Origin of the sequence: Nocardioides sp., assembly GCF_050699375.1 — a bacterium.
GTDB lineage: Bacteria > Actinomycetota > Actinomycetes > Propionibacteriales > Nocardioidaceae > Nocardioides.
Map to the genome: position 1 here is coordinate 1 of NZ_JBOHDN010000153.1, position 21,073 is coordinate 21,073.

The following is a 21,073-nucleotide window of genomic DNA, read 5'->3' on the forward strand; positions in this document are numbered from 1 at the left end:
TCCTGGCCGCTGGCCAGCTCGACGAGATCGAGATCCACCTCGTGCCGGTGCTCCTCGGCGCCGGGCGACGGCTCTTCCCCGACGACGGGGCCGGGCCCATCGAGCTCGAGCCCGTCCGACGCCTCGAGGGCCGAGGTGTGACCCACCTTCGATACGCGGTGCGCTACCCCTGATGACTCATCCGGAGAAGCGCGCGCGGAGAGCCTTCTTGTCGGGCTTGCCGAGGGCCGTCATCGGGATCGAGTCGACCTCGATGATCTGCTTCGGCGCGTGGACCGAGCCCTTCCTCTCCTTGACCAGGGCCTGGATCTCGGTGATGACCGCGTCGGAGAGATCCGCCCCGGGACGTACGACGACGAGGGCCGTCACGGCCTCGCCGAACTTCTCGTGCGGGGTGCCGATCACGGCGACCTGAGCCACGGCGGCATGCTGAGCGATGACGTCCTCGACCTCGCGTGGGAAGACGTTGAAGCCGCCGGTGACGATCATGTCCTTGGTGCGGTCGACGATGTACCAGAAGCCGTCCTCGTCCTCACGGGCGACGTCGCCGGTGTGCATCCAGCCGTCCCTGAAGGTCTCGGCGGTGACCTCGGGCAGCTGCCAGTAGCCGCCGGAGAGCAAGGGCCCGGCGACGCAGATCTCGCCCGGTTCGCCGGGGGCGACGGGCGTGCCGTCGGCTCCGAGCAGTGCCGTGCGAACCAGGGCGGACGGCCGGCCGCAGGAGGTGAGCCGATGGGTGAGCGGCTTCCCGTCGGCATCGACGTGGTCGCCCTTGGCGAAGTAGGTGATCGCCATCGGCGCCTCGGACTGGCCGTAGTACTGCGCGAAGATCGGCCCGAAGCGCTCGATCGCCTCGGCCAGCCGCACCGGGTTGATCGCGGAGGCGCCGTAGTAGACGGTCTCCAGCGAGGACAGGTCGCGGGTGCGGGAGTCGGGGTGGTCCAGGAGGGCGTAGAGCATCGTCGGCACCACCATGAGCGATGAGATCCGCTCACGCTCGATGGTCTCCAGGACCTCGGCCGGGTCGAACTTGGGGAGCACGAACAGCGTGCCGCCCTTGATCACGACCGGTACGAAGAAGGCCGCGCCGGCGTGCGAGAGCGGGGTGCACATCAGGAAACGGGGCGCCTCGGGCCACTCCCACTCCGAGAGCTGCACCTGGGTCATCGTCGCGAACGACCCGGCCCGCCCGATCACGCCCTTCGGCTTCCCCGTCGTCCCACCGGTGTAGGTGATCGAGGTGACGTGGTCGGGCGGCAGCAGCCGTGCCCGGAGCGGCTCGACATCGTACGTCGCCGCGGCTGCGACCAGGTCGACCCCGACCTCGGCCAGCTGCGGCGGCACCGGACCGATGGTGAGCACTCGCTTGAGCCCGGGGCACAGCTCGAGCAGCTCGACCGCACGGTCGGCGAAGTATGGGTCGATGATGAGGCCGGTGATCCCGGCGTCGTTGATCACGTACGCCTGGTCCTCGGCGCTCCCCAGGGGGTGCAGCGCCGTGCGCTGGAATCCCTGCGTCTGCCCGGCACCGAGGATGAAGAGCACCTCGGGCCGGTTGAGCGCGAGCAGTGCGGCGGCCGTGCCGGTGCCGACGCCGAGCGCCTCGAACGCCTGGACGTACTGGCTGATCCGCGCCGACACCTCTCCCCCGGTCAGGCTCACCGGCGCATCGGCCCCCGCTGTCGAACTCTGTGAGCCTGACGAGACCATCATGATCGGACGGCTCCTGTGGCGCTCCAGCGCCGAGACCATCAGATGACCGTTGTGGGGACCGATGCGGCTGGTATCCATGCTCGCACCCTACCGCGAAACTAGAACGTGTTCTAGACATTTGGCGGCGCCGCATTCAGGCCTCGCCGACATGCTCCCGGTCGACGCCGGCCGGGTCCTGGCGCGCCCAGCGCGGCAGGATGAAGATGCCCTCGGCCTCGACGCACACGACCGGCTCGGAGCCGTCGGCGGGGCGGGTCAGCAGTCGGCCGCGTACGACCGACTTCACGCCCTCCACCGACTCGATCCTCGCCTCGCCGCGCAACGGGCCCAACGGCGTGCCCTGCCGGTAGACGACCGTCAGGGTGCCGGTCATCCCCGGCTTCCCGCCCGCTGAGGCTGCCTCGCCGAGCATCTGGTCCAGGACCATCGCGGAGGCTCCCCCGTGGACGAGACCCGGAGGACCTTCGTACGCGGGGCCCAGCTCGAACTCGGCAGAGACCGCCTCGCCGTCGCGCTGGAACGCGATCGGCGGAGCGATCGCGTTCCCCTTCCCCACCACCGGGTTGCCGTAGTTGCGGTAGCCACCGTCGGATCCGAAGCGCACCCCGTGCGGACCCGGCAGCGCATCGGCGAGCAGCTCCTCGGTCAGCGCGTCGACCCGGTGACGTACGTCCTCCATCCCCTGCTCCGCGACCTGGGTGCGCACGAGCGCGTCGATGAGGCGGCGGACCGAGTCGGTCAACGGCACCAGGGCGGCCTCGCGCTCCTTCACCTCCGCCTTGGTCAGCTCGTCGTGGACGAAGCCGGGCGGCGTCTCCAGGTGTTGTGCGCGTCCGTAGTGCGTGGACATTCAGGGTCTCGTCTCAGGTCTGTCGGCCGGCGTTGCGCCGGTCAGGATCGGATGAGCCTCACCGTAGACGTGCTCGGTGTCGAGGTGGCAGTGGGTCCCCGGATAGATGGTCGACATGCACAGGTTGCAGTGGATGCACCGCGAGGTGGTCGCCGGATCCGCCCGGAGACGGTTGACCAGGTCCGGCTCGCGGAGCAGGGCGCGGGCCATCGCGACGTACTCGAATCCTTCGTCCATCGCGGTCCGCATCCCGGTCAGGTCGGTGACCCCTCCGAGAAGCACCAACGGCATCTTTAGCGCGCGGCGGAACTCGCGGGCGTTGTCGAGGAAGTAGAGCGGCTTGTAGGGGTACTCCTTGAAGAAGCCCTTCCCGACCATCCGCATGCCCATCCTGATCACCGGGTGCAGCGGCATGTTGGCGGCCATCTCGCGATAGGGGGCGTCGCCGCGGAAGAGATACATCGGGTTCATGAACGAGGAGCCGCCGGTGAGCTCGAGCGCGTCGAGATGGCCGTCCTCCTCCAGCAAGCGGGCGAACTCGACCGACTCCGGCAGGTCGAACCCACCGCGGTAGCCGTCGCGCATGTTCATCTTGGCGAGCACGGCGACCTGGCCGTCGACCGCCTCCCGCACGGCGGCGAGGATGCGCCGCGGGAAGGCGGCACGGTTGGCCAGCGACCCGCCGAACTCGTCGGTGCGTGTGTTGAGCCTCGGGCTGAGGAACGCGCTGGGCAGGTAGTTGTGCCCCAGGTGCACCTCGATAGCGTCGAACCCCGACTCGAGCGCCATCCGGGCGGCGGCGGCGTGCTGCTCCGCGACCCGCGCGAGGTCCTCGGCGGTGGCGGCCCGGTTGAAGGCCATCCCGAGCGCGTTGAACGACCGCACCGGCGCCAGCGAGGCCGCGCGGTTGGACTTCGCGTTGGCCACCGGACCGGCGTGGCCGATCTGCGCGGAGACCTTCGCGCCGGTCTTGTGGATCTCGTCGGTCAGGCGCCGCAGGCCGGGAAGCGCCTCGGGGCGCCAGTAGATGCAGTCGGCATGCGTACGTCCCTCCGGCGCGACCGCGAGATAGGCGACCGTCGTCATCCCGACGCCGCCCTCGGCGACGGCGAGGTGGTAGTCGATCAGCCGGTCGGAGACCAGCGCCTGCGGTGAGGCGCCCTCGAAGGTCGCCGCCTTGATCACCCGGTTGCGCAGCGTCACCGGCCCCAGGGTCGCGGGGCCGAGCGGGTCTGTGGTCGCGTCGGTCACGAGACCCTCCTGAACTCGCGCATCTTGCGCAGATATCCCCGCAGCCGCCGAGCGAGCACCGGTCCGGGCCAGTCGTCGGCCCGGAACCACGCATCGCTGCCGCCGTCGACCACGACGACGCTGCCGACCATGAAGTCGGCGGCCGGGCTCAGCATGTGGATGACCCAGTCGGCGAGCAGCCCCGGGTCGCCGTAGCCACCGGCCGGCACCGGGAACGCTCTGATCGCCCGCGCCTCCCCCGGCGTGGCCAGCTGTTTCTCCAGCAGCGGGGTCAGCACGGCACCCGGCGCGATCGCGTTGAGCCGGATCCCGGCATCGACCCACTCCGGCTCGACCGCACGGCGCCGCACCCAGCGCGAGATGGCCACCTTCGAGGCGCCGTAGGCCATCGTGGGCGCGTTCCTGCCGAAGATCCGGTACGTCCTCAGGGCCCGCTCCGAGTCGCCCGCGAGCAGAGCCGCGACCGCCCGGGCCGGGATCAACGGCATCGTCGTCGCCGAGTTGCTCCCGAACACCACGACCTTCGCGTTGCCGGCCGCGGCGAGCGCGTCACGCCACCCCTCGAGGAGCTCGACGACCCCGAAGTAGTTGACCTGCGTGACCAGGGCGGGTCGTTCGCGACCCGGCGCGGGCCCAAGACCCGCCGCGAGGACCGCCCCGTCGAGCCGGCCGCCGGATGCCGCCAGCACCTTCTCGACCGCGGTCCGCCGGCCCGCCGGCGTGGACAGGTCAGCGATGACGTCGGCGTCGCGGATGTCGACGGTGACGACATCGTGCTCTGCGGCCCGCAGCCGCTCGCACACCGCGGCCCCCATCCCCGACGCCGACCCGGTGACCGCGTAGACACCCATTCAGCACCCGCCTCGGCCGGGAGCAGTTCGGGCTGGCCGCACTTTCCCGCCATGGTGGGAAAACGGCACCCGATCTGCGGCCAACCGCCAGCAGATTCCCGCCATGGCGGGATTCTGCCCGCCGCCGCTCATCCGAGCACCTCGGCGATCCTCCGCACCTCGTCAGCCGAGGAGAGGCTCAGCAGCAGGGTGGTCACACCGGTCTCCTCCCACTGCGCCACCTTCTCGCGTACCTCGCCCTCGGTGCCGATGATGTGCAGATCCTCGACGAGCTCGTCGGGGATGAGCGCGGTCGCCTTGTCCTTCTCCCCGGTCAGATAGAGCGCCTGCACCTGGCCGGCGAGCTCGGCGTACCCCATCCGCTCGAAGACCTGGTTGTGGAAGTTCTGCTCCTTGGCGCCCATCCCGCCCATGTAGAGGGCCGCGAACGGCTTCATCGCCTCGAGCGTGGCGCGCTTCTCGGCCTCGTCGGAGACGATCTGGAGGTGGCAGGTCGCGGCGATCTCGAAGTCGTCGGCGCTGCGCCGCGCGCCGGGTCGCGCGAAGCCCTCAGCCAGCCAGTCTGCGTACATCGAGGCGGACCTGGGCGTGTAGAAGATGGGGATCCAGCCGTCGGCGATCTCCGCGGTCTGGGCGACGTTCTTGGGGCCCTCGGCGCCGATCCAGATCGGGATGTCGGAGCGCAGCGGATGGACGATCGGCTTGAGCGGCTTCCCGAGGCCGACCGACCCCGGACCCGCGTACGGAAGCGGGTAGTGGGGTCCGGCGCTCGTCACCGGCGCCTCGCGCGCGAGCACCTGCCGGATGATCGAGACGGCCTCGCGGGTGCGGGCCAGCGGCTTGGCGAACGGCTGGCCGTACCAGCCCTCGACCACCTGCGGGCCACTCACGCCGAGCCCGAGGATGAACCGACCGCCGGAGAGATGGTCGAGGGTGAGCGCGTGCATCGCGATCGACGTCGGCGCACGGCCGGACATCTGCACGATCGAGGTGCCGAGGCGTACGCGTGAGGTCTCCCGGCCCCACCAGGCCAACGGCGTGAACGCGTCACTCCCCCATGCCTCGGCGGCGAAGATCGCGTCGAACCCGGCCGACTCCGCGGCGGCGACGAGCTCCCCGACCCCGCTCGGCGGCTGTGCGCCCCAATACCCCAGCTGCAGACCTAGCTTCACGTGCGATCGACTCCTTCGTCCGGCGTACGGGTTGTGGGCAATACTAGAACGTGTTTCACTTTCTGTCATGAACGAGCGCCAGCGAGTGACCATCGACTCCCTCTTGCCGCCACCTCCGTATCCTGGCGCGGGCGCAACGGAGGTGGCGGCATGAGTCGCACCTTGCAGGCACCCGTGACGGTCGCCTTCGACTACACCAGATCCACCGGCCCGGTGCTAGGGCGCTTCCTCACCGGCCTGAGGCAGACCACCGTCGTCGGCGGACGCCTCAGCGACGGTCGAGTCGCGGTCCCACCACCCGAGTACGACCCGGTCACCCACCGGGCCGTGACCGAGTTCGTCGATCTCCCCGACACCGGAACGGTCACCTCGTGGACCTGGGTCGGCGAGCCGGTCGCCGGCCAGCCGTTCGATAAGCCGTTCGCGTACGCCCTGATCACCATCGACGGCGCCGACGTCCCGTGGCTGCATGCCGTCGAGGTCGCCTCTCCCGACGACATCGAGACCGGGATGAGAGTTCGGGCGAGATGGGCCGAGGAGCGCACCGGGTCGGTGACCGACCTCGTCTTCGAGGCCGACGGCGGTGACCGTGAGGCACGCGGACCCGCGGAGGACGACGGCGAGGACGTCAGCCGGATCATCACTCCGGTCAGCCTCGACTACATGTACGCGGCCTCGCCCGAGGAGTCCTCGTTCTTCCGTGGCCTGGCCGAGGGCCGGATCCTGGGCCAGCGCTGCCCGAAGTGCCGCAAGGTCTATGTCCCCCCGCGCGGCGCCTGCCCCACCGACGGGGTGCCGACCGCGGAGGAGGTCGAGCTCTCCCAGGTCGGCACGGTGACCACCTTCTGCATCGTGAACGTCCCGTTCCTGGGGCAGAAGATCAAGCCGCCGTACGTCTCCGCGTACGTCCTCCTCGACGGCGCCGACATCGCGCTGCAGCACCTGATCCTGGATATCGCGGCCGACGAGGTCCGGATGGGGATGCGGGTCAAGGCGGTCTGGAAGCCACGCGAGGAGTGGGGCACCAGCATCGAGAACATCAGCCACTTCGCGCCGGCCGACGAGCCGGACGCGGACTTCGACACCTACAAGCACCACCTGTGAGGAGTGCTCAGTGAGAGACGTTGCCGTCGTCGGGTTCGCCCAGCGACAGATGAAGGACTTCGACGGATCACCGAGCATGGCCGAGCTGCTCGTGCCGATCCTCGGCGAGTGCTACGAGCAGACCGGCTGGAGCAAGCAGGACATCGGGTTCTGGTGCTCCGGCTCCTCCGACTACCTGGCCGGCCGGTCGTTCTCGTTCGTGAGCGCGATCGACGCGATCGGCGTGCTGCCACCGGTCAACGAGTCCCACGTCGAGATGGACGCCGCCTGGGCGCTCTATGAGGCCTGGCTCAAGATCCAGAGCGGCGAGGTCGACACCGCACTGGTCTTCGGGTTCGGCAAGGCGTCGGCCGGCGTCCTGCGCCGCACCCTGGCGCTCCAGCTCGACCCCTACACGATGACGCCGCTGTGGCCCGACACCGTGTCCCTGGCCGCGCTCCAGGCCCGGCTCGGGCTCGACGCCGGGCTCTGGGACGAGGCGACACTGGCCGAGGTCGTCAACCGGTCGCTGAGCGATGCGGAGAAGAACGAGTACGCCGTCCGTGCCGGTGGCTCCACGGTCGACGAGCTGCTCGCCCAGCCGATGTTCGCCGACCCGCTGCGCAAGCACGACTGCGCGCCGGTCACCGACGGCGCGGCCGCGATCGTGCTGGCCGCCGGCGACCGGGCGCACGAGGCCAACCAGCGGCCGGCCTGGATCACCGGGATCGCGCACAGCGCCGACGGTCTCCACCTGGGCACGCGCGACCTGACGACCTCGGGGTCGGCCGAGCGCGCCGCTGCCGCCGCGGGCGGAACCGCGGGCGTCCAGGTAGCCGAGCTGCACGCGCCGTTCAGCCACCAGGAGCTCGTCCTGCGCTCGGCGCTCGGGCTCGCTGATGACGTACAGATCAGTCCTTCGGGTGGGGCGCTCGCGGCCAACCCGATGTTCAGCGCCGGCGCGATCCGGATCGGAGAGGCCGCCAAGCGGATCTGGGACGGCAGCGCCGACAAGGTCCTGGGCCACGCCACCTCCGGCCCCGCACTCCAGCAGAACCTGATCTGCGTGATGGAGGCCGAAGCATGAAGCCGAGTCGGCTCATCCTGACCGAGATTCATGCCGAGTCGGCTCGTTATGACGCGCCGACTCGGCGCAGAAAGGTAGAGGACTGATGGGAAAGACACCTGCGGCTGTGGTCGGGATCGGGCAGACCCACCACCGCGCCAAGCGCGAGGACGTCTCGATGGCCGGGCTGTGCCGGGAGGCGATGGACCGGGCGCTCGAGGACGCCGGGCTGACCCTCGACGAGGTCGACGCCATCGTCCTCGGCAAGGCGCCCGACCTGTTCGAGGGCGTGATGATGCCCGAGCTCTATCTGGCCGAGGCGCTGGGCGCCGCCGGCAAACCGCTCATGCGGGTGCACACCGCCGGCTCCGTGGGCGGTTCGACCGCGATCGTCGCCTCCTCGCTCGTCCAGGCCGGCGTCCACAAGCGCGTGCTCACCGTCGCCTTCGAGAAGCAGTCGGAGTCCAACGCGATGTGGGCGCTCTCGGTGCCGATCCCGTTCGTGATGCCGGTGCACGCCGGCGCTGGCGGCTACTTCGCCCCGCACGTACGCTCCTACATCCGCCGCGCCGAGGCGCCGTCGCACATCGGCGCGATCGTGGCGGCCAAGGATCGCAACAACGCCCTGAAGAACCCCTTCGCCCACCTGCACAACGAGGGCACCACGGTCGAGTCGGTCCTCTCCTCGCAGATGCTCTGGGACCCGATCCACTACGACGAGACCTGCCCGTCCTCCGACGGCGCCTGCGCGATGGTGATCGCCTCGGAGGACGTCGCGAAGTCGTACGACGCGCCCGCCTGGATCCACGGCACCGCGATGCGCTCGGAGCCCACGAGCGCCGCCGAGCGCGACCAGGTCAACCCCCAGGCGGGCCGTGACGCCGCTGCCGCGCTGTGGAAGGCGACCGGGATCACCGACCCGGCGCGCGAGATCGACTGCGCCGAGATCTATGTCCCGTTCGCCTGGTTCGAGCCGATGTGGATCGAGAACCTCGGCTTCGCGCCGGAGGGTGAGGGCTGGAAGCTCACCGAGGCCGGCGAGACCGCGATCGGTGGCAGCCTGCCGATCAACATGAGCGGCGGCGTGCTCTCCTCCAACCCCATCGGCGCCTCCGGCATGCTTCGCTTCGCCGAGGCCGCCCTGCAGGTCCGGGGCCGGGCCGGCGAGCACCAGGTCGATGGCGCTCGCCGGGCGCTCGGGCACGCCTACGGCGGCGGCTCGCAGTTCTTCTCGATGTGGGTCGTGGGGTCGGAACAGCCAAGCAACTAGCCTTCGGCCGGCCCTGACGCGCGCCTGGCTCCGGGTCGGTCACACGTGGTGAGCGACCCGGAGCCGCCGGCCGCAAGGCCCACGCGATCAGCCAAGGGTCCCGAGCATGGGCTGAGACTCGACCAGGCCCTCGTCGCTCGGTGCCTGGTGGTCGTCGAAGACGCGTGCATGCTGACGCGCGCGCAGCTCGAGGTGCGCCTCGGCGGGCTTGACGTACCCGTAGCGTTCCCGCGCCTCGGCAGGAGTGAGCACGACCGGGTTCACGGGCGGGATGCCTTGCCAGTGCGGCTCCACGATCGGCAGGGCCTTCGGGGCGAGGATGCCAAAGACCCACCGCAGCAACGGGCGATGCCGGTGGGCGACCCCCATCAGCACCTTCAGGATCAAGGTGACCACGACGTCCGTCGCTCGCGACTGCCGAATATCGGCGAGCCGCCGCATGTGCCGCGGCAGGGTCGCGATCGTCGCCTTGCAGATCAACGCGTTCACGACCGGGCGGATCAGACCCAGCAGCCCCTTGCGCGAGACGACCGCGTTGGTGCCGTTCAGCAGGTGATGCATCATCTGCTGGGTGGCTTCGCTCGCGGCGAGCTTCGGGCGCCATGCCTCGAAGTACGCACGCACCTCCGCGCGGGTGCGGGGAACGTCGTCGGGGTCGCAGGTCTGGAACTCGGCGGCGACGGCGCACTCGGCCCAGAACTGCTCGACCTCGGCGTCGCTCAGCCTGCCCGGTCCGAACGTCTCGTAGGCCGTGAGGACCGAGTGCCAGCCCGTGATGAGGATCCAGAGCTGGGAGTCGGGGTCGTTGGCGTCGTACCGGTTGCCGCTGACCGGCTCGATGCCGATCGCCTTGGAGTGGATCTTGACCAGCACGTCCGCCATGCTCGAAACCGTCCGGCTGTCCGCGAACGCCACCGCGGCGAAGTACTGGACCGTCCGGGCGTAGCGGGTGTCGAGCCGGTCGTAGTTCGCGCCGGTGTTGTGCACGGCAGCGAGGAGGTTGGGATCCAGCTCCTCGATCGTCACCGCGCGCACGATGCCCATCAGCGGGCTCGTGGGATAGCCCCACACCTTGTGGGTGATCGAGTCCGGCCCGAAGAATCCGTAGTCCTCGTGCGGCTTGATCTCGCTGCGTGTCTTCTTCATCGCGCGCTCCTTGCGGGCTCGGCGGCTGTGCTCATGGGTGACTTTTCGGCTCATGGGTGAATTCGATTCATGGGTGACTCAGGTTCAGGGGTTCATCGCGTAGGTACCGGCGGTGGCACGCGCGTCCGCCCACACTCGGGCGGTGCGCTCGGCGTCGAAGACGGGGCGGCGCTGGATCGCGTCGGCGGCCTTCGCCTGGGCGTCGGTCAGCGACGGCTTACGCGTCAGCGTCAGCGCATGGGCAGAGACGTCCCCGACCAGGACCTCGAAGATGCTCTCGACCAGGTCGTCGTCAACGCTCGAGATCTTGGACTGCTGCAGGATGAGGTCGCCGTAGGCGACGGTGGTGAAGATGTCGCCTACGACCAGCAGCAGGTCCAGGTCGCGCATCTGCACCTTGCTCAGCGGGGTCGTGCCGAGCAGCGCCTGGAACGCGTCGATCTGCGCGAGGAGGAGTCTCACGTTCGGCAGGTGCGCCCATTCGGCGTACACCGCACGCCAGTCATGGAAGGTGACCTTGCCCAGACCCTGGGCCGGCCCCTGGTTCCACAGGTAGCTGTCGTCGACGATGTCGCGTCGACGCGGCGGCAGCGCCGGCGCGTGCGTGTTCGGGACCTTCGCCAGCAGCGGGCCCACGGCGCGGATCGCTGCGCGCGACGCCTTGAACGCGGGCACGAATGCCGCATCCGGCACCCGGCTCGGCTTGCCCGGCCTGCGGGCAGCGAGCAGGGCCAGGCTCGGGTCGGTAGGGCTGAAGAGGTAGCTCTGCAGGAATTTCAGCGCGAGGGCCATGTTCACGTGGACAGTGCCCTCCAGGCGGGGCAGCCCCATCATGGCGGTCGCGCCGACCGGGAAGTACATGTCGTTCTCGAAACCGCGCGCCGCGATGCAGTCGGAGATCAGGTCGTAGACCCGGGCGCCCTGGCGGCTGACGGTCATCTTCTCGATCGCGTCGAAGAGAAGATAGCGACGATCATCGGCCGTTCCCGAGCGCATGTAGTCGACCGCGCGCTCGGAGTAGAGGTCCATCGCCTGCAGCCGGACCCAGCTCTCGGTGAAGTTGGCACGCACCTGTGCGAAGTCGGTGACCTTGGTGTCGAACAGGACCCGGTTGTCGGCGTGGGTGAGGCCTTCGTGCCAGACGTGCTGGGTGGCACCAACCGAACCAAAGCCGATGTTGAACTTGCCCACGTTGACGGTGTTGATCGCCGCGTCGAAGGCCTCGGAGCCGACGTGGATGATGTCCTCCTCGCGGACCGGATAGTCCTCGAGGTCGAAGGCCGCGACGTAGATCTGCGAGTTGACGACGTTCTTGCGGAGCTTGTACGCCGGGTGCTGGCTGTTGACGACGAAGAAGACGTAGCCGTCCTGGGTCTTCGGACCGGTCGGGAGACCTTCGATGCGCCCGAAGACCGACACCATCCCGGCCTTGTTGCCGTTGCCGATGTAGTACTTGCCGCCGTTGGCCCGGTAGCCGCCCTCACCGTCGGGGGTCAGAACCATGTCGGAGGTGTATACGTCTGCGCCGTGCTCACGCTCGGAGAGGCCGAAAGCGAAGATCTCGCCGTCGTCGAGCAGCTGCGCGGCCTTGCGCTTGACCGCCTCGTTGCCGGTCTGCCAGATCGGCCCGAGGCCGAGGATCGTGACCTGCCAGACGTACCAGTAGGACATGCCGTAGAAGCCGAGGATCTGGCTGTACTTGGTGACACGGGCCTCGTCCCAACGCTTGTTCGGGTCACCGTCTGCCTGCGCAGCGGGGGTCAGGAGCGTCGCGAAGACCTTCTCCCTCTTCTGGAAGTCGAGGAAGTCGTCGAACCAGACCCGGTCGCGGTCCTGCTGAAGCAGCCACTCCTTGCCCTTGCCTTCGAAGAAGTCGATGGTCGCCTCGAAGATCCGGCGGGTCTCGTCATCGAACTCGCTGAAGTCGGGCTTGTGAGGGTTGAACAGCTGCATGTGCACGCTCCGTGTTGAAGGGGACTCCGCCACGTTAATACATTGATGCAGGAAATTGCTACTGCCGTGCAGGAAATGGCCCGATCACCTACGCTTGGGCCATGTCATCGACCACAGCCGATCGTGCACAGCGCCGACGCGCCCCTCACCTGGGCCCGGAGCGCCGGCGTCCCCATGTGCTCGACGCGGCCCGAGCGATCGCGGTCGCGGACGGGATCGGCGCCGTGACCGTCGGCTCCGTCGCGACGGCGATGGGCGTGACCCGACCCGTCGTCTACGCCTGCTTCTCGGACCGAGTCGAGCTGGTCGACGCTCTCCTTGACCGAGAGTCGGCCGACCTGCTCGACGCGATCCTCACCGCACTCCACAGCTCCGCGGACATCAACGATCCGGAGCGAGCGTTCGTCGACGGCTTCCGGGCACTCCTCAGCGCCGCTGCCGCTGCGCCGGACACCTGGCGCCTCGTCTTCTCCGGTGAGCCGGACCCGGCCATCGCCGAGCGCTTCCGTGCTGCCAAGGCCCATGTCCAGACCCAAGCGACCGAGTGGATCAGACCGGCCATGGAGCGGTGGTGGGAGACTGCCGACCTGGAGCGCAAGCTCCCGGTCCTGATCGACCTCTTCCTGTCGGCCTGCGAGTCTGCGGTGCGGTCGCTCCTCGACACGAGCAACGACTGGGGCCCCGACGACCTCGGCACCCTCGTCGGCAAGGCGATCCACCGCGCGTTCGCGGAAGCCTGACCCGCGCGTCCCCCGCAGCCGCCCTACTGGGTCGAGTCCGGCGCGTTCTCCGCGCCGCGTACGACGCGGTCGGGCGGCGCGGAGCAGTGGCCGTCCTCGTAGAGCGGCTTGGGGGTGGTGTCGGTCGCCGGATACCTGGGGCCGCCGTAGTCGCACTGGTAGTCCGTGTCCAGGACGAGACCGCCGTGGATGGCGCCGTCGTACATCGCATCCGCCAACGAGCGGATCGCGTCGGGATAGTCGGCCAGGAGCTCGCGCAGGTGCGGGTCGCGTACGACGAGGATGTCGGTGAGAGCGGTGGTGCGCTCCAGGGTCGGCGGCAGCGTACGGTCCAGCACTCCGATCAGGCGCACGAGGTCGGCGAACTGCTCGGGGCCGCGGTCGAAGGCGCGCCGCAGCTCGGGGTCGGCCTTCTCCAGCTCCGCGGTGAGCAGGGCGAGGTCGTGGGCGGCGGCGCGGACGTCGGAGGCGTGTCGGTCGCCGATGCGCAGGAGCGACTCGGAGTTGACCAGGACCCGCGAGATGGTGGGCCACTCCTCATCGAGAGTGACCAGCAGGACCTGGCTGCCCTCGACCAGGTCGGCGAGCTCGTCCTCGCGGCCGGCGAAGGTGGTGCGCAGGCCGGTGACCACGGCCCGCAGCTGGTCGGGGTCGACCTGGTTCATCAGCTTGTCGAGGCTGACGACGGTGCTTGCGAGGGTGGTGGGCAGGTCGACCGCCTCGGCGCGGACCCGGCTGCCGTCGCGGAGGTAGGGGCCGGAGTCGGTGGTGGGCTGGAAGTCGAGGTACTGCTCCCCCACCGGCGACAGACTGCGTACCTTGGCCGGGGAGTCCTGAGGGATCCGGACCTCCGGCTCCAGCCTGATCCGCGCCTGGGCCCCTCCGTCGTCAGTCAGCTCGACGGTCTCGACGACACCGGCCTTGGCGCCGCGGTAGGTCACCGACGATCCCTCGTACAGACCTCCGGTGCGCTTCAGATCGACGGTGACCGTGCTCGGCCGGGACAGGATCGGGACCTCGAGCGTGACCAGGAAGAGGTACGCCGTGGCCGCGACGAACACGACGACGGCTGCCCCGAAACCGATGAACAGCGGCCGGTCGGTCGAACGGAGCGCCATCAGCTCTCACCTCCGAGCCCGAGCAGGTCGGGCAGTCCGGGCGGCGGCTCGATCTGCGGCTGGTTGAATCCCGCCAACCCCTCGAGCTGCGGCAGCGGGTTGAGCGGATCCTGCGCGATGGAGTCGCCGACGTCGACGCGGAGCTCGATCGGCAGGTGGTCTGCGGGCACGGCGTCGAGCAGCTCGTTGATCGCTGCGCTGAAGGTGTCCAGTCCCGGCCCGAGATCGCCGCCGATCCTGCGGACCTGGGCGAGGATCGCCCCGGCGTCGCGGACCACGGCGACGGTGTCGTCGTCCATCCGGTCGAGCACGCCGTTGGCGTCGCGGGAGAGCCTCACCAGCCGGTTGAGCAGGGAGATGATCTGCCGGGTCTGTTGGCGTACGGTGCGCGCCGCGGGGCCGATCGCCTCCAGAGCATCGTCGATGGTGTCCTTCTCCTGCGCCAGCGTCGCCGAGACGGCGTCCAGGGAGGTGAGCGCCCGGTCGATCTCGGCCGTGGTCCGGTTCGCCTCGGTCAGGAAGGTGGCGCTACGGTCGAGGACCTGCGCCAGGTCGGTGCCGTCGCCGATCGCCCGGTTGAGCTCATCGATGATCCTGCCCAGGTCTCCGATGCCACCGCCGTTGATGAGCAGGGACGCCGAGGCGAGCGCGTCCTCCACCGTCGGCGCCGTCGTGGACCTGGCCGGGTCGAGGCGTCCTCCTTCACGGATCACCGCGCCGCCCTCGGGCGTGGTCACCTCCACGTAGACCTCGCCGAGCGGGGTGTCGTAGCGCAGCCTTGCCGCGGAGCGGTCGGTGATGCGTACGTCCTCCTGGACGCTCATCTCGGCCAGCGCGGAATAGCCGTCGGTGGACAGAGCGGTGACCCGGCCGGCATGGACGCCGTTGACGGTCACCTTCGAGCCGACGCTGAGGTTGAGGGCGTCATCGAAGCCCGCCTCGACAGTGGTCGTATCAGCACCCGCGCCCGTGCCGGGCAGGGGCAGCGTACGCGCGTCGATGCCGCAACCTGTCAGCAGAATGCCCGCGGCGGCGGAGAGCACCACGACCCGCCTCATGGCTTCTCCCCCGTGCCGTGCGGACCGGCGCTGAGCGGGTCGGTGCCGACGATCTCGCACACGTCCGAGAGCGACTCGCGACACCGGCCCGCGAGCTCCTCGCTGAGCGCGTCGGTGAGGGGTACGCGGAACATCGCGCCGCCGGGGGCGCGAGCCTGCTCGAGGTTCTGCAGGGCCAGCGGGAGCACCTCGACGAACTCCTCGATGTCGTCGGTGTGCGCCAGGAGCAGGTCGAGCACGGCGTTGACCTGCGTCAACGCCGCCTGGAGGTCCTTGTCGTTGGCCTGGGTGAACCTGGCCAGCGCCTCGATCGCCTCCCGGGTGGTGCGTAGCGTGGTGGTGAACTCCGTGCGCTGCTCGGCGAGCAGGTCGGAGGTGGCGGCGACGTTCTCGATGAACAGCTCGATCAGCGCGTCGTGGGCGACCATCGCGCTGGTCAGCTCGTCGACCTCGTGCAGAGCGGTGACGGCTGAGTCGGTGTTGCCGTTGATCTCGCTCAGAGCAGCGGCGAGATCGGCCAGCGCGGCACCGGCACGCTGCCCGTTGGGCCCCAGCGTCTCCGCGCCGGCCTCGAGGAACTGGTTGACGCTCTTGCCGTCGCCTCCGGCGAGCCCGCTGCTGAACCGGTCCAACGCGTTCAAGATGGCGTCGAAGTCGGCCGGGGTGCGGGTGCGTTCACTCGCGATCAGGTCACCGTCGGCGAGCACCGGGCCGCCGTCGTAGCGCGGGGTGAGCTCGACATAGCGGTCGTTGGCGACCGACCGGGAGACGATCAGCGCCTGGGCGTCGGCGGGCACGGCGACGTCCTGGTCGAGCTCGAGGTCCACCTCGACTCCTGCTCCTGCCGGGGCGATCCGCTCGACCTCGCCGACCTTGACCCCGAGCACACCGACATCGTTGCCGACGAAGAGGCCGGCGGTGTCGGCGAACGTCACGGTCACCGAGTAGGTGCCGGCGAACGGGATCGCTGCCGCACTCGTGCCGAGAGCGGCGGTCAGCGCGACCACGGTCGCGACGAGCCTGCGCGTCCCCAGGCGGCTCTTGAGCAGCCGGGTCCTCATCAGCCGGGTCCTCAGCCGGGTCTTCATCAGCACAGTCCCTTCAGGTGGCAGGTGAGCCCGTCGGGCAACGCTCGGTCGTCGGGCCGGGTGTCGATCCAGGGGCCGTTGCCGGTGGCGTTGGCCAGGTAGCGTGCCGAGGGCCCGAGCACGTCGAGCCCGGCGCTGAGCTCCTTCTCCTGGGCGCGCAGTCCCCTGATGACCACGGCCAGCTTCTCCAGGGCGACGTCGAGGTCCTCCTGGTTGTCGGTGACGACCCGCTTCAGGGTGGTGGTGAGACGTTCGGCGTCCGCGAGCAGCGTCCTGATCGCCTCACGTCGGCTCTGGAGCTCGGACATCACCGCGTTGGACTGCTTCATCAGCGAGACGATCTCGGTGCTGTTGGCGTTGAGCCGCCTGGTCACATCGGTGGCCGACCTCACCAGGGCATCGGCCTGGTCGGCTCGGGTGACCACGACCTCGGAGACCGCGGAGACCCCGTCGAGCGCGGCTGCCAGATCGGGCTGTGAGCTCGCCATCGTGCGGCCGACCTCGTCGAGAGTGTTGGAGAGGAGCTCGGGGTCGAGCTCGTCGAGCGAGGCGCTGCCACGGTCGACGATGTCCTGGAGGTTGTAGGGCACGCTGGTCGCCGAGAGCGCGATGGTGTCCTCGGCCAGCTCGCCCCCGCCCGTGGGCGTGACGGCGAGCAGGTGTGTACCGAGCAGGGTGGCGACCTCGATCTCGGCGCTGGTGCGTGCCCCGAGCCGGATGTGGTCCTCGACGGTGAACTCCACGATCACGTCCCTGGCCCCCAGCGAGATCGAGCGCACCTCCCCGACCCGCGCGCCCGCCACGGTCACGTCCTCGCCCACCCGCAGGCCGGCCGTGTGCTCGAAGTGGGCCACGCAGACGCGGTCGCCGAAGCCGAGCGCGCCGGCGCGGAACACGAAGACCACCACCAGAGCGGCCAGCACAACGGCGACGATCCCGACCTTGAGCGGGTCCATGGTCCGTAACGAAGTCATTCGGAGCACACCTCGGAGTAGCGGTCATCGGTCGGTGGCAGCGCCAGCACGAGCTCGTCGACGGAGAAGTCGTAGCGGCAGACGTAGATGTTGAGCGCGTTGCGGTAGGAGGTGATCCTCCCCAGCGTCTCGATCAGCTCGGCGAAGGCGACGACGGCGCCCTTGAAGCTGGTGAGGTTGGCGGCGAAGGCGGTCACCGAGATCCTGAGGTTGTGGCTCAGCTTGCGCGCGGGAGCCTCGATCTGCGTACCGAAGTCGGCGCCGGTCGCCAGCAGCCCCGACAGCTCCTCGACGGAGGCACCGAGGGCGTCGCGCTGCTGGGCCAGGCCCTTCATCAGCTTCTCCAGCTCGCGCACCGTGGTCTCGAACTCCTCCCCCTGCGCGGCCAGGTCGGCCAGGAACGGGGTCAGGTTGGTCAGCACCCGCTCGAAGACCTGGTCGCGGGTGGCCACGAACCTGGTCAGCTCGGCGGTCTGCTCCAGCAGCACCGGGATGCTGCCTCCCTCGTCCTGGAGGACCTTCAAGATCGTGGCGGAGAGCTGGTTGACCTCGGCAGGATCGAGTACGTCGAAGAGTGGCCGGAACCCGTTGAGCAGCTCGGTCAGGTCGAACCCGGCGCTGGTCCGGCTCGCCGGGATCCGTGCGCCGGCCGCCAGTGCCTTGCCGGATCCGCGGGTCTGCTCGATCCCGAGGAACCGCTGCCCTGCGATGTTCTGGTAGCGGACCGAGAGCCGTGCGGTGGCCAGTACCGGCTGCTTCCGCGACACGTTCAGCTCCACCGTCGCCTTCCCGGCGGCGGTCACGGTGATGTCGGTGACCTTGCCGACACTGACCCCGGCGATGCGTACGGCATCGTCCTCGTGCAGGCCGTTCACATCGGCGAACTCGGCGGTGTAGGTGACCAGCTCACCGGCGACCGGCGCCTTCAGCGTGCCGAGGACGAGCGCGAAGGCGAGTGCCGCCACCAGGGTGAAGCCACCCAGCTTGAGGTAGGTCGCGGTGGGGCGGCCCGAGGAGCCGCGGAGCCCGGACATCAGCAGTCTCCCTTCGCGCTACCGCTACCGCTGGCGTAGGTCGGGCAGTCGCGGTCGCGGGTGTAGTAGGGCGGCGCCACCCGGTGGAGCATCAGGTCCAGCACGGCTCGACCGTCGTCGATCACGGTGGGGATCTCTTGGCCGATCTCGCGGTTGGCTCGGAAGCTCTCCACCACCGCGTCCTCTCTGTTGTCATGGACGGCGTCGGCGACCACCGCCGCCTGGTCCATCGCCTCGACAAGCTCGGCGCCGTGCTCGTCGAGGAACACCTGCGCGTCCGCGGTCAGGGTGAGGCCACCGGAGAGCAGCGCCGCGAGCTGCTCTCGCTTGGCGGCGATGGTCTCCGCGGTCGCGGTGCCGGACTCCAGCGCGGCGAAGAGGTCGGCCGCGGAGGCCTCCAGGGTCTCCAGGTTGGCCGCCAGCAGCGCCGCGGTCGACCGGATCGTCGGCATGTCCGCCTCGGCCTGCTCCAGCACCTTCGCGGCGAGCTCGAGGGTCCTGCGGATGTCGTCGCCGCGCCCGTCGAGGCCACCGGCGACCGCGGCGAGCGCGGCGTTGAGCTCGGCCGGACCGACGGCCTTCACCAGCTGGTCGATGCTGTCCAGGGCCTGCTGCAGCTCGACGGTGCCTTGGCGCAGATCCTGCGGGATCGTCCCGCCCGTCCACCTCTCACGGCCGGATCCGGTGGAGACCAGGTCGACGTACGCGGTGCCGAAGACGGTCGCCGGCAGCGCCCGCGCCGCGACGTCTGCCGGAAGCATGTCCGCGGCCTCGCCGTCCAGCCGGATCGCGACCGATGCCTTCGAGGAGTCGGCGGCCTGGGAGATCCCGGTGACCTTGCCGATGATGACCCCGCCCATCTTCACGTCCGACCCGGTACGCAGGGAGGCGCCCAGGTCGACCATGGCAGCACGAGCCGAGACGTGGTCGGAGAACGGACGTCCGGAGAGCACGATCATCCCGGCGGCGAGCAGCACACAGGCCAGCACGCCGGCGGCGCCGCGTACGGCCAGGGTCTGGGGTTTCGTGGTGCGGCTCATCCGGAGATCCTGAAGCCTGGGTCGCCGCCCCACATGGCGACGGTGAGCAGCATGTTGAGCACGACGATGGCCACGAAGCTGGCCCTGATCGAGCGGCCGGTGGCTTCGCCGACGTTGAGCGAGCCGGCCGAGACCGAGAGGCCGTACCAGCAGTGGATCAGCACCACCATCGCGGCGAAGATCAGGATCTTGACCAGCGAGAACCCGATGTCGCGCATGGTCAGGAACTCGAGGAAGTAGTGGTCGAACTGGCCGGGCGACTGGCCGAAGATCATCACCACGGTCGACTCCGAGGCGACATACGAGCCGAGCAGGCCGATCACGTAGAGCGGCACGATCGCGAGCATGGTGGCGACCAGGCGGGTGGCGACCAGGTAGTTGACCGGGCGCACCGACATCACCTCGAGCGCGTCGACCTCCTCGTTGACCCGCATCGCGCCGAGCTGGGCGGTGAACCGGCAGCCCACCTGCGCGCCCAGCGCGAGAGCCGCGACCAGCGGCCCGAGCTCGCGGGTGTTGGCGGTCGCCGAGATGAACCCGACCAGCGGCGCGAGGCCGACCAGCTCGAGGCCGTTGAACCCTTCGATGCCGAGCGAGGTGCCGACCGAGACCGAGAGCAGCACCATCACCCCGATCGTGCCGCCACCGACGATGATCGCGCCCCTGCCCCAGCAGATGTCGCAGAAGTGCGCCAGGCAGGTGCGCCAGTGGTGCACCAGCGTGGAGGGCACCGCCAGCAGGACGGCGGCACTGAAGGTGAGGAAGGATCCCAGCGGCACCAACGCGGCCCACCATCCGGTCGCCGGCCCCTCGGTCTCGACCGCGGCCATCACACAGCTCCGCCCGGAGCGAGCACCAGGTATCCCTGGGTGACCACCGCGTTCACCACGGCCAGCACGATCACGTTCACGACGACGGTCTGGTTGACCGCATCGGCCACCCCGCGCGGGCCTCCGGTGGCGCCCAGACCCTTGTGGGCGGCTACCGTCGTGCCGATCAGCCCGAACAGGACCGCCTTGCCCTCGGCCAGCCACAGGTCGGCGGACTGACTGAAGCTCGTGAACGCATCGAGATAGGTGCCGCTGCCGACCACGCCCCGGCCGACGTTCATCACGTAGCCCGTGGCGATCGCCGCCACCGCGACGATCGCGGTCAGCATCACCGAGAGGAAGATCGCGGCCACGATCCGGGGCGCGACCATCCGCTGGACCGGGTTGGTACCCATCACCTCCAGAGCAGCGATCTCATCTCGGATCGCGCGCATCCCGAGGTCGGAGCAGATCGCCGATCCGACCACGCACGCGATGATCAACGACGTGACCAGCGGCGCCGCCTGACGCAGCACGCCGACGCCGTTGACGGCCCCGCTGAACGAGGAGGCGCCGATGCTGTTGGCCACCGCGCCGACCTGGATCGAGGTCACCACCCCGAACGGGATCGCCACCAGGATCGTCGGCAGCAGCGAGACGCGCGCCATGAACCAGGCCTGGTCGGCCGCCTGCGCCCAGTCGAACCGGCCGGTGACGATGTCTGTGACGGCGTAGGCGCAGGCCCCGGCGCCCAGCGCGATCGTCTCTCCCACGGTCCGGAGCCCGTCGGCGAAGCGCCGCCAGACGCTGGTCGCAAGCCTCTCGGGCAGAGTCGCAGTCACCCGAAACTCCCTCTC

19 protein-coding genes are annotated in these 21,073 nt (G+C 69.6%); 4 read left to right on the forward strand and 15 right to left on the reverse strand.

Translation table 11 applies throughout. The annotated features are described in order from the left end of the window. Positions 1-177: 177 nt before the first annotated feature. From fadD8 to ACRDPS_RS11185, 5 genes are all read right to left on the reverse strand, one after another. Complete coding sequence (gene fadD8, locus ACRDPS_RS11165; RefSeq protein ID WP_431501705.1) at positions 178-1,791, reverse strand: fatty-acid--CoA ligase FadD8; 1,614 nt, start codon at positions 1,789-1,791, stop codon at positions 178-180. A gap of 55 nt (positions 1,792-1,846) precedes the next feature. Beyond that, a complete protein-coding gene (locus ACRDPS_RS11170) occupies positions 1,847-2,563 on the reverse strand; it encodes a PaaI family thioesterase (RefSeq protein ID WP_431501706.1) in 717 nt (238 codons plus the stop codon). After that, positions 2,564-3,814: an NADH:flavin oxidoreductase gene (locus ACRDPS_RS11175; RefSeq protein ID WP_431501707.1), complete on the reverse strand. Its 1,251-nt coding sequence runs from the start codon at positions 3,812-3,814 to the stop codon at positions 2,564-2,566. It lies immediately after the preceding gene. Further along, the gene (locus ACRDPS_RS11180; RefSeq protein ID WP_431501708.1) at positions 3,811-4,665 is read right to left on the reverse strand and encodes an SDR family oxidoreductase; all 855 of its coding nucleotides are present in this window, start codon (positions 4,663-4,665) and stop codon (positions 3,811-3,813) included. Before ACRDPS_RS11180 ends, ACRDPS_RS11175 begins: the two co-directional genes overlap by 4 nt. A 128-nt stretch (positions 4,666-4,793) precedes the next feature. Continuing rightward, positions 4,794-5,837 carry an LLM class F420-dependent oxidoreductase gene (locus tag ACRDPS_RS11185; RefSeq protein ID WP_431501709.1) on the reverse strand — a complete coding sequence of 348 codons (1,044 nt, stop codon included), beginning with the start codon at positions 5,835-5,837 and terminating at the stop codon, positions 4,794-4,796. 150 nt (positions 5,838-5,987) lie between these two features. Here ACRDPS_RS11185 and ACRDPS_RS11190 point away from each other — a divergent pair, with 150 nt between their 5' ends. From ACRDPS_RS11190 to ACRDPS_RS11200, 3 genes are all read left to right on the forward strand, one after another. Next, the gene (locus tag ACRDPS_RS11190) at positions 5,988-6,941 is read left to right on the forward strand and encodes a Zn-ribbon domain-containing OB-fold protein (protein WP_431501710.1); all 954 of its coding nucleotides are present in this window, start codon (positions 5,988-5,990) and stop codon (positions 6,939-6,941) included. A 10-nt stretch (positions 6,942-6,951) separates the two neighbouring features. Further along, on the forward strand, positions 6,952-8,007 hold the full coding sequence (locus tag ACRDPS_RS11195; RefSeq protein ID WP_431501711.1) for a thiolase domain-containing protein: 1,056 nt from the start codon (positions 6,952-6,954) through the stop codon (positions 8,005-8,007). A gap of 85 nt (positions 8,008-8,092) precedes the next feature. Continuing rightward, complete coding sequence (locus ACRDPS_RS11200) at positions 8,093-9,256, forward strand: thiolase domain-containing protein (protein ID WP_431501712.1); 1,164 nt, start codon at positions 8,093-8,095, stop codon at positions 9,254-9,256. Between the two features lie 87 nt (positions 9,257-9,343). Here the strand turns inward: ACRDPS_RS11200 and ACRDPS_RS11205 are convergent, their stop codons facing one another. After that, positions 9,344-10,456 (reverse strand): oxygenase MpaB family protein, encoded by a 1,113-nt coding sequence (locus ACRDPS_RS11205; RefSeq protein ID WP_431501713.1) that lies wholly within the window; start codon positions 10,454-10,456, stop codon positions 9,344-9,346. A gap of 30 nt (positions 10,457-10,486) precedes the next feature. After that, entirely contained in the window at positions 10,487-12,355 is a 1,869-nt protein-coding gene (locus ACRDPS_RS11210; RefSeq protein ID WP_431501714.1) for an acyl-CoA dehydrogenase family protein, read from the reverse strand. Positions 12,356-12,456: 101 nt separating this feature from the next. Here ACRDPS_RS11210 and ACRDPS_RS11215 point away from each other — a divergent pair, with 101 nt between their 5' ends. Further along, positions 12,457-13,095, forward strand: a complete 639-nt coding sequence (locus ACRDPS_RS11215; protein ID WP_431501715.1) for a TetR/AcrR family transcriptional regulator — start codon at positions 12,457-12,459, stop codon at positions 13,093-13,095. Positions 13,096-13,118: 23 nt separating this feature from the next. Here ACRDPS_RS11215 and ACRDPS_RS11220 read toward each other — a convergent pair whose 3' ends face one another. From ACRDPS_RS11220 to ACRDPS_RS11255, 8 genes are read right to left on the reverse strand one after another with little or no spacing between them, the layout of a single operon-like run. Next, entirely contained in the window at positions 13,119-14,213 is a 1,095-nt protein-coding gene (locus tag ACRDPS_RS11220) for an MlaD family protein (RefSeq protein WP_431501716.1), read from the reverse strand. Next, positions 14,213-15,271, reverse strand: a complete 1,059-nt coding sequence (locus ACRDPS_RS11225; RefSeq protein ID WP_431501717.1) for an MCE family protein — start codon at positions 15,269-15,271, stop codon at positions 14,213-14,215. Before ACRDPS_RS11225 ends, ACRDPS_RS11220 begins: the two co-directional genes overlap by 1 nt. Continuing rightward, positions 15,268-16,359 carry an MCE family protein gene (locus ACRDPS_RS11230; protein ID WP_431501718.1) on the reverse strand — a complete coding sequence of 364 codons (1,092 nt, stop codon included), beginning with the start codon at positions 16,357-16,359 and terminating at the stop codon, positions 15,268-15,270. Before ACRDPS_RS11230 ends, ACRDPS_RS11225 begins: the two co-directional genes overlap by 4 nt. Then, positions 16,359-17,333, reverse strand: a complete 975-nt coding sequence (locus tag ACRDPS_RS11235; protein WP_431501719.1) for an MCE family protein — start codon at positions 17,331-17,333, stop codon at positions 16,359-16,361. Before ACRDPS_RS11235 ends, ACRDPS_RS11230 begins: the two co-directional genes overlap by 1 nt. Continuing rightward, positions 17,330-18,367, reverse strand: a complete 1,038-nt coding sequence (locus ACRDPS_RS11240; RefSeq protein ID WP_431501720.1) for an MCE family protein — start codon at positions 18,365-18,367, stop codon at positions 17,330-17,332. The genes ACRDPS_RS11235 and ACRDPS_RS11240 overlap by 4 nt, the downstream gene beginning before the upstream one ends. Further along, positions 18,367-19,407, reverse strand: a complete 1,041-nt coding sequence (locus tag ACRDPS_RS11245; RefSeq protein ID WP_431501721.1) for an MCE family protein — start codon at positions 19,405-19,407, stop codon at positions 18,367-18,369. The genes ACRDPS_RS11240 and ACRDPS_RS11245 overlap by 1 nt, the downstream gene beginning before the upstream one ends. Continuing rightward, the gene (locus tag ACRDPS_RS11250) at positions 19,404-20,237 is read right to left on the reverse strand and encodes an ABC transporter permease (RefSeq protein WP_431501722.1); all 834 of its coding nucleotides are present in this window, start codon (positions 20,235-20,237) and stop codon (positions 19,404-19,406) included. Before ACRDPS_RS11250 ends, ACRDPS_RS11245 begins: the two co-directional genes overlap by 4 nt. Further along, positions 20,237-21,058 (reverse strand): MlaE family ABC transporter permease, encoded by an 822-nt coding sequence (locus tag ACRDPS_RS11255; protein ID WP_431501723.1) that lies wholly within the window; start codon positions 21,056-21,058, stop codon positions 20,237-20,239. Before ACRDPS_RS11255 ends, ACRDPS_RS11250 begins: the two co-directional genes overlap by 1 nt. Positions 21,059-21,073: the final 15 nt, after the last annotated feature.

Bases quoted from the DNA above. Each gene is read 5' to 3' on its own strand.
- ACRDPS_RS11225 (WP_431501717.1), bottom strand. From the start codon at position 15,271: ATGAGGCGGGTCGTGGTGCTCTCCGCCGCCGCGGGCATTCTGCTGACA.
- ACRDPS_RS11235 (WP_431501719.1), bottom strand. From the start codon at position 17,333: ATGACTTCGTTACGGACCATGGACCCGCTCAAGGTCGGGATCGTCGCC.
- ACRDPS_RS11230 (WP_431501718.1), bottom strand. From the start codon at position 16,359: ATGAAGACCCGGCTGAGGACCCGGCTGATGAGGACCCGGCTGCTCAAG.
- ACRDPS_RS11215 (WP_431501715.1), top strand. From the start codon at position 12,457: ATGTCATCGACCACAGCCGATCGTGCACAGCGCCGACGCGCCCCTCAC.
- ACRDPS_RS11250 (WP_431501722.1), bottom strand. From the start codon at position 20,237: ATGGCCGCGGTCGAGACCGAGGGGCCGGCGACCGGATGGTGGGCCGCG.
- ACRDPS_RS11180 (WP_431501708.1), bottom strand. From the start codon at position 4,665: ATGGGTGTCTACGCGGTCACCGGGTCGGCGTCGGGGATGGGGGCCGCG.
- ACRDPS_RS11210 (WP_431501714.1), bottom strand. From the start codon at position 12,355: ATGCAGCTGTTCAACCCTCACAAGCCCGACTTCAGCGAGTTCGATGAC.
- ACRDPS_RS11245 (WP_431501721.1), bottom strand. From the start codon at position 19,407: ATGAGCCGCACCACGAAACCCCAGACCCTGGCCGTACGCGGCGCCGCC.
- ACRDPS_RS11220 (WP_431501716.1), bottom strand. From the start codon at position 14,213: ATGGCGCTCCGTTCGACCGACCGGCCGCTGTTCATCGGTTTCGGGGCA.
- fadD8 (WP_431501705.1), bottom strand. From the start codon at position 1,791: ATGGATACCAGCCGCATCGGTCCCCACAACGGTCATCTGATGGTCTCG.
- ACRDPS_RS11190 (WP_431501710.1), top strand. From the start codon at position 5,988: ATGAGTCGCACCTTGCAGGCACCCGTGACGGTCGCCTTCGACTACACC.
- ACRDPS_RS11200 (WP_431501712.1), top strand. From the start codon at position 8,093: ATGGGAAAGACACCTGCGGCTGTGGTCGGGATCGGGCAGACCCACCAC.
- ACRDPS_RS11240 (WP_431501720.1), bottom strand. From the start codon at position 18,367: ATGTCCGGGCTCCGCGGCTCCTCGGGCCGCCCCACCGCGACCTACCTC.
- ACRDPS_RS11170 (WP_431501706.1), bottom strand. From the start codon at position 2,563: ATGTCCACGCACTACGGACGCGCACAACACCTGGAGACGCCGCCCGGC.
- ACRDPS_RS11205 (WP_431501713.1), bottom strand. From the start codon at position 10,456: ATGAGCCGAAAAGTCACCCATGAGCACAGCCGCCGAGCCCGCAAGGAG.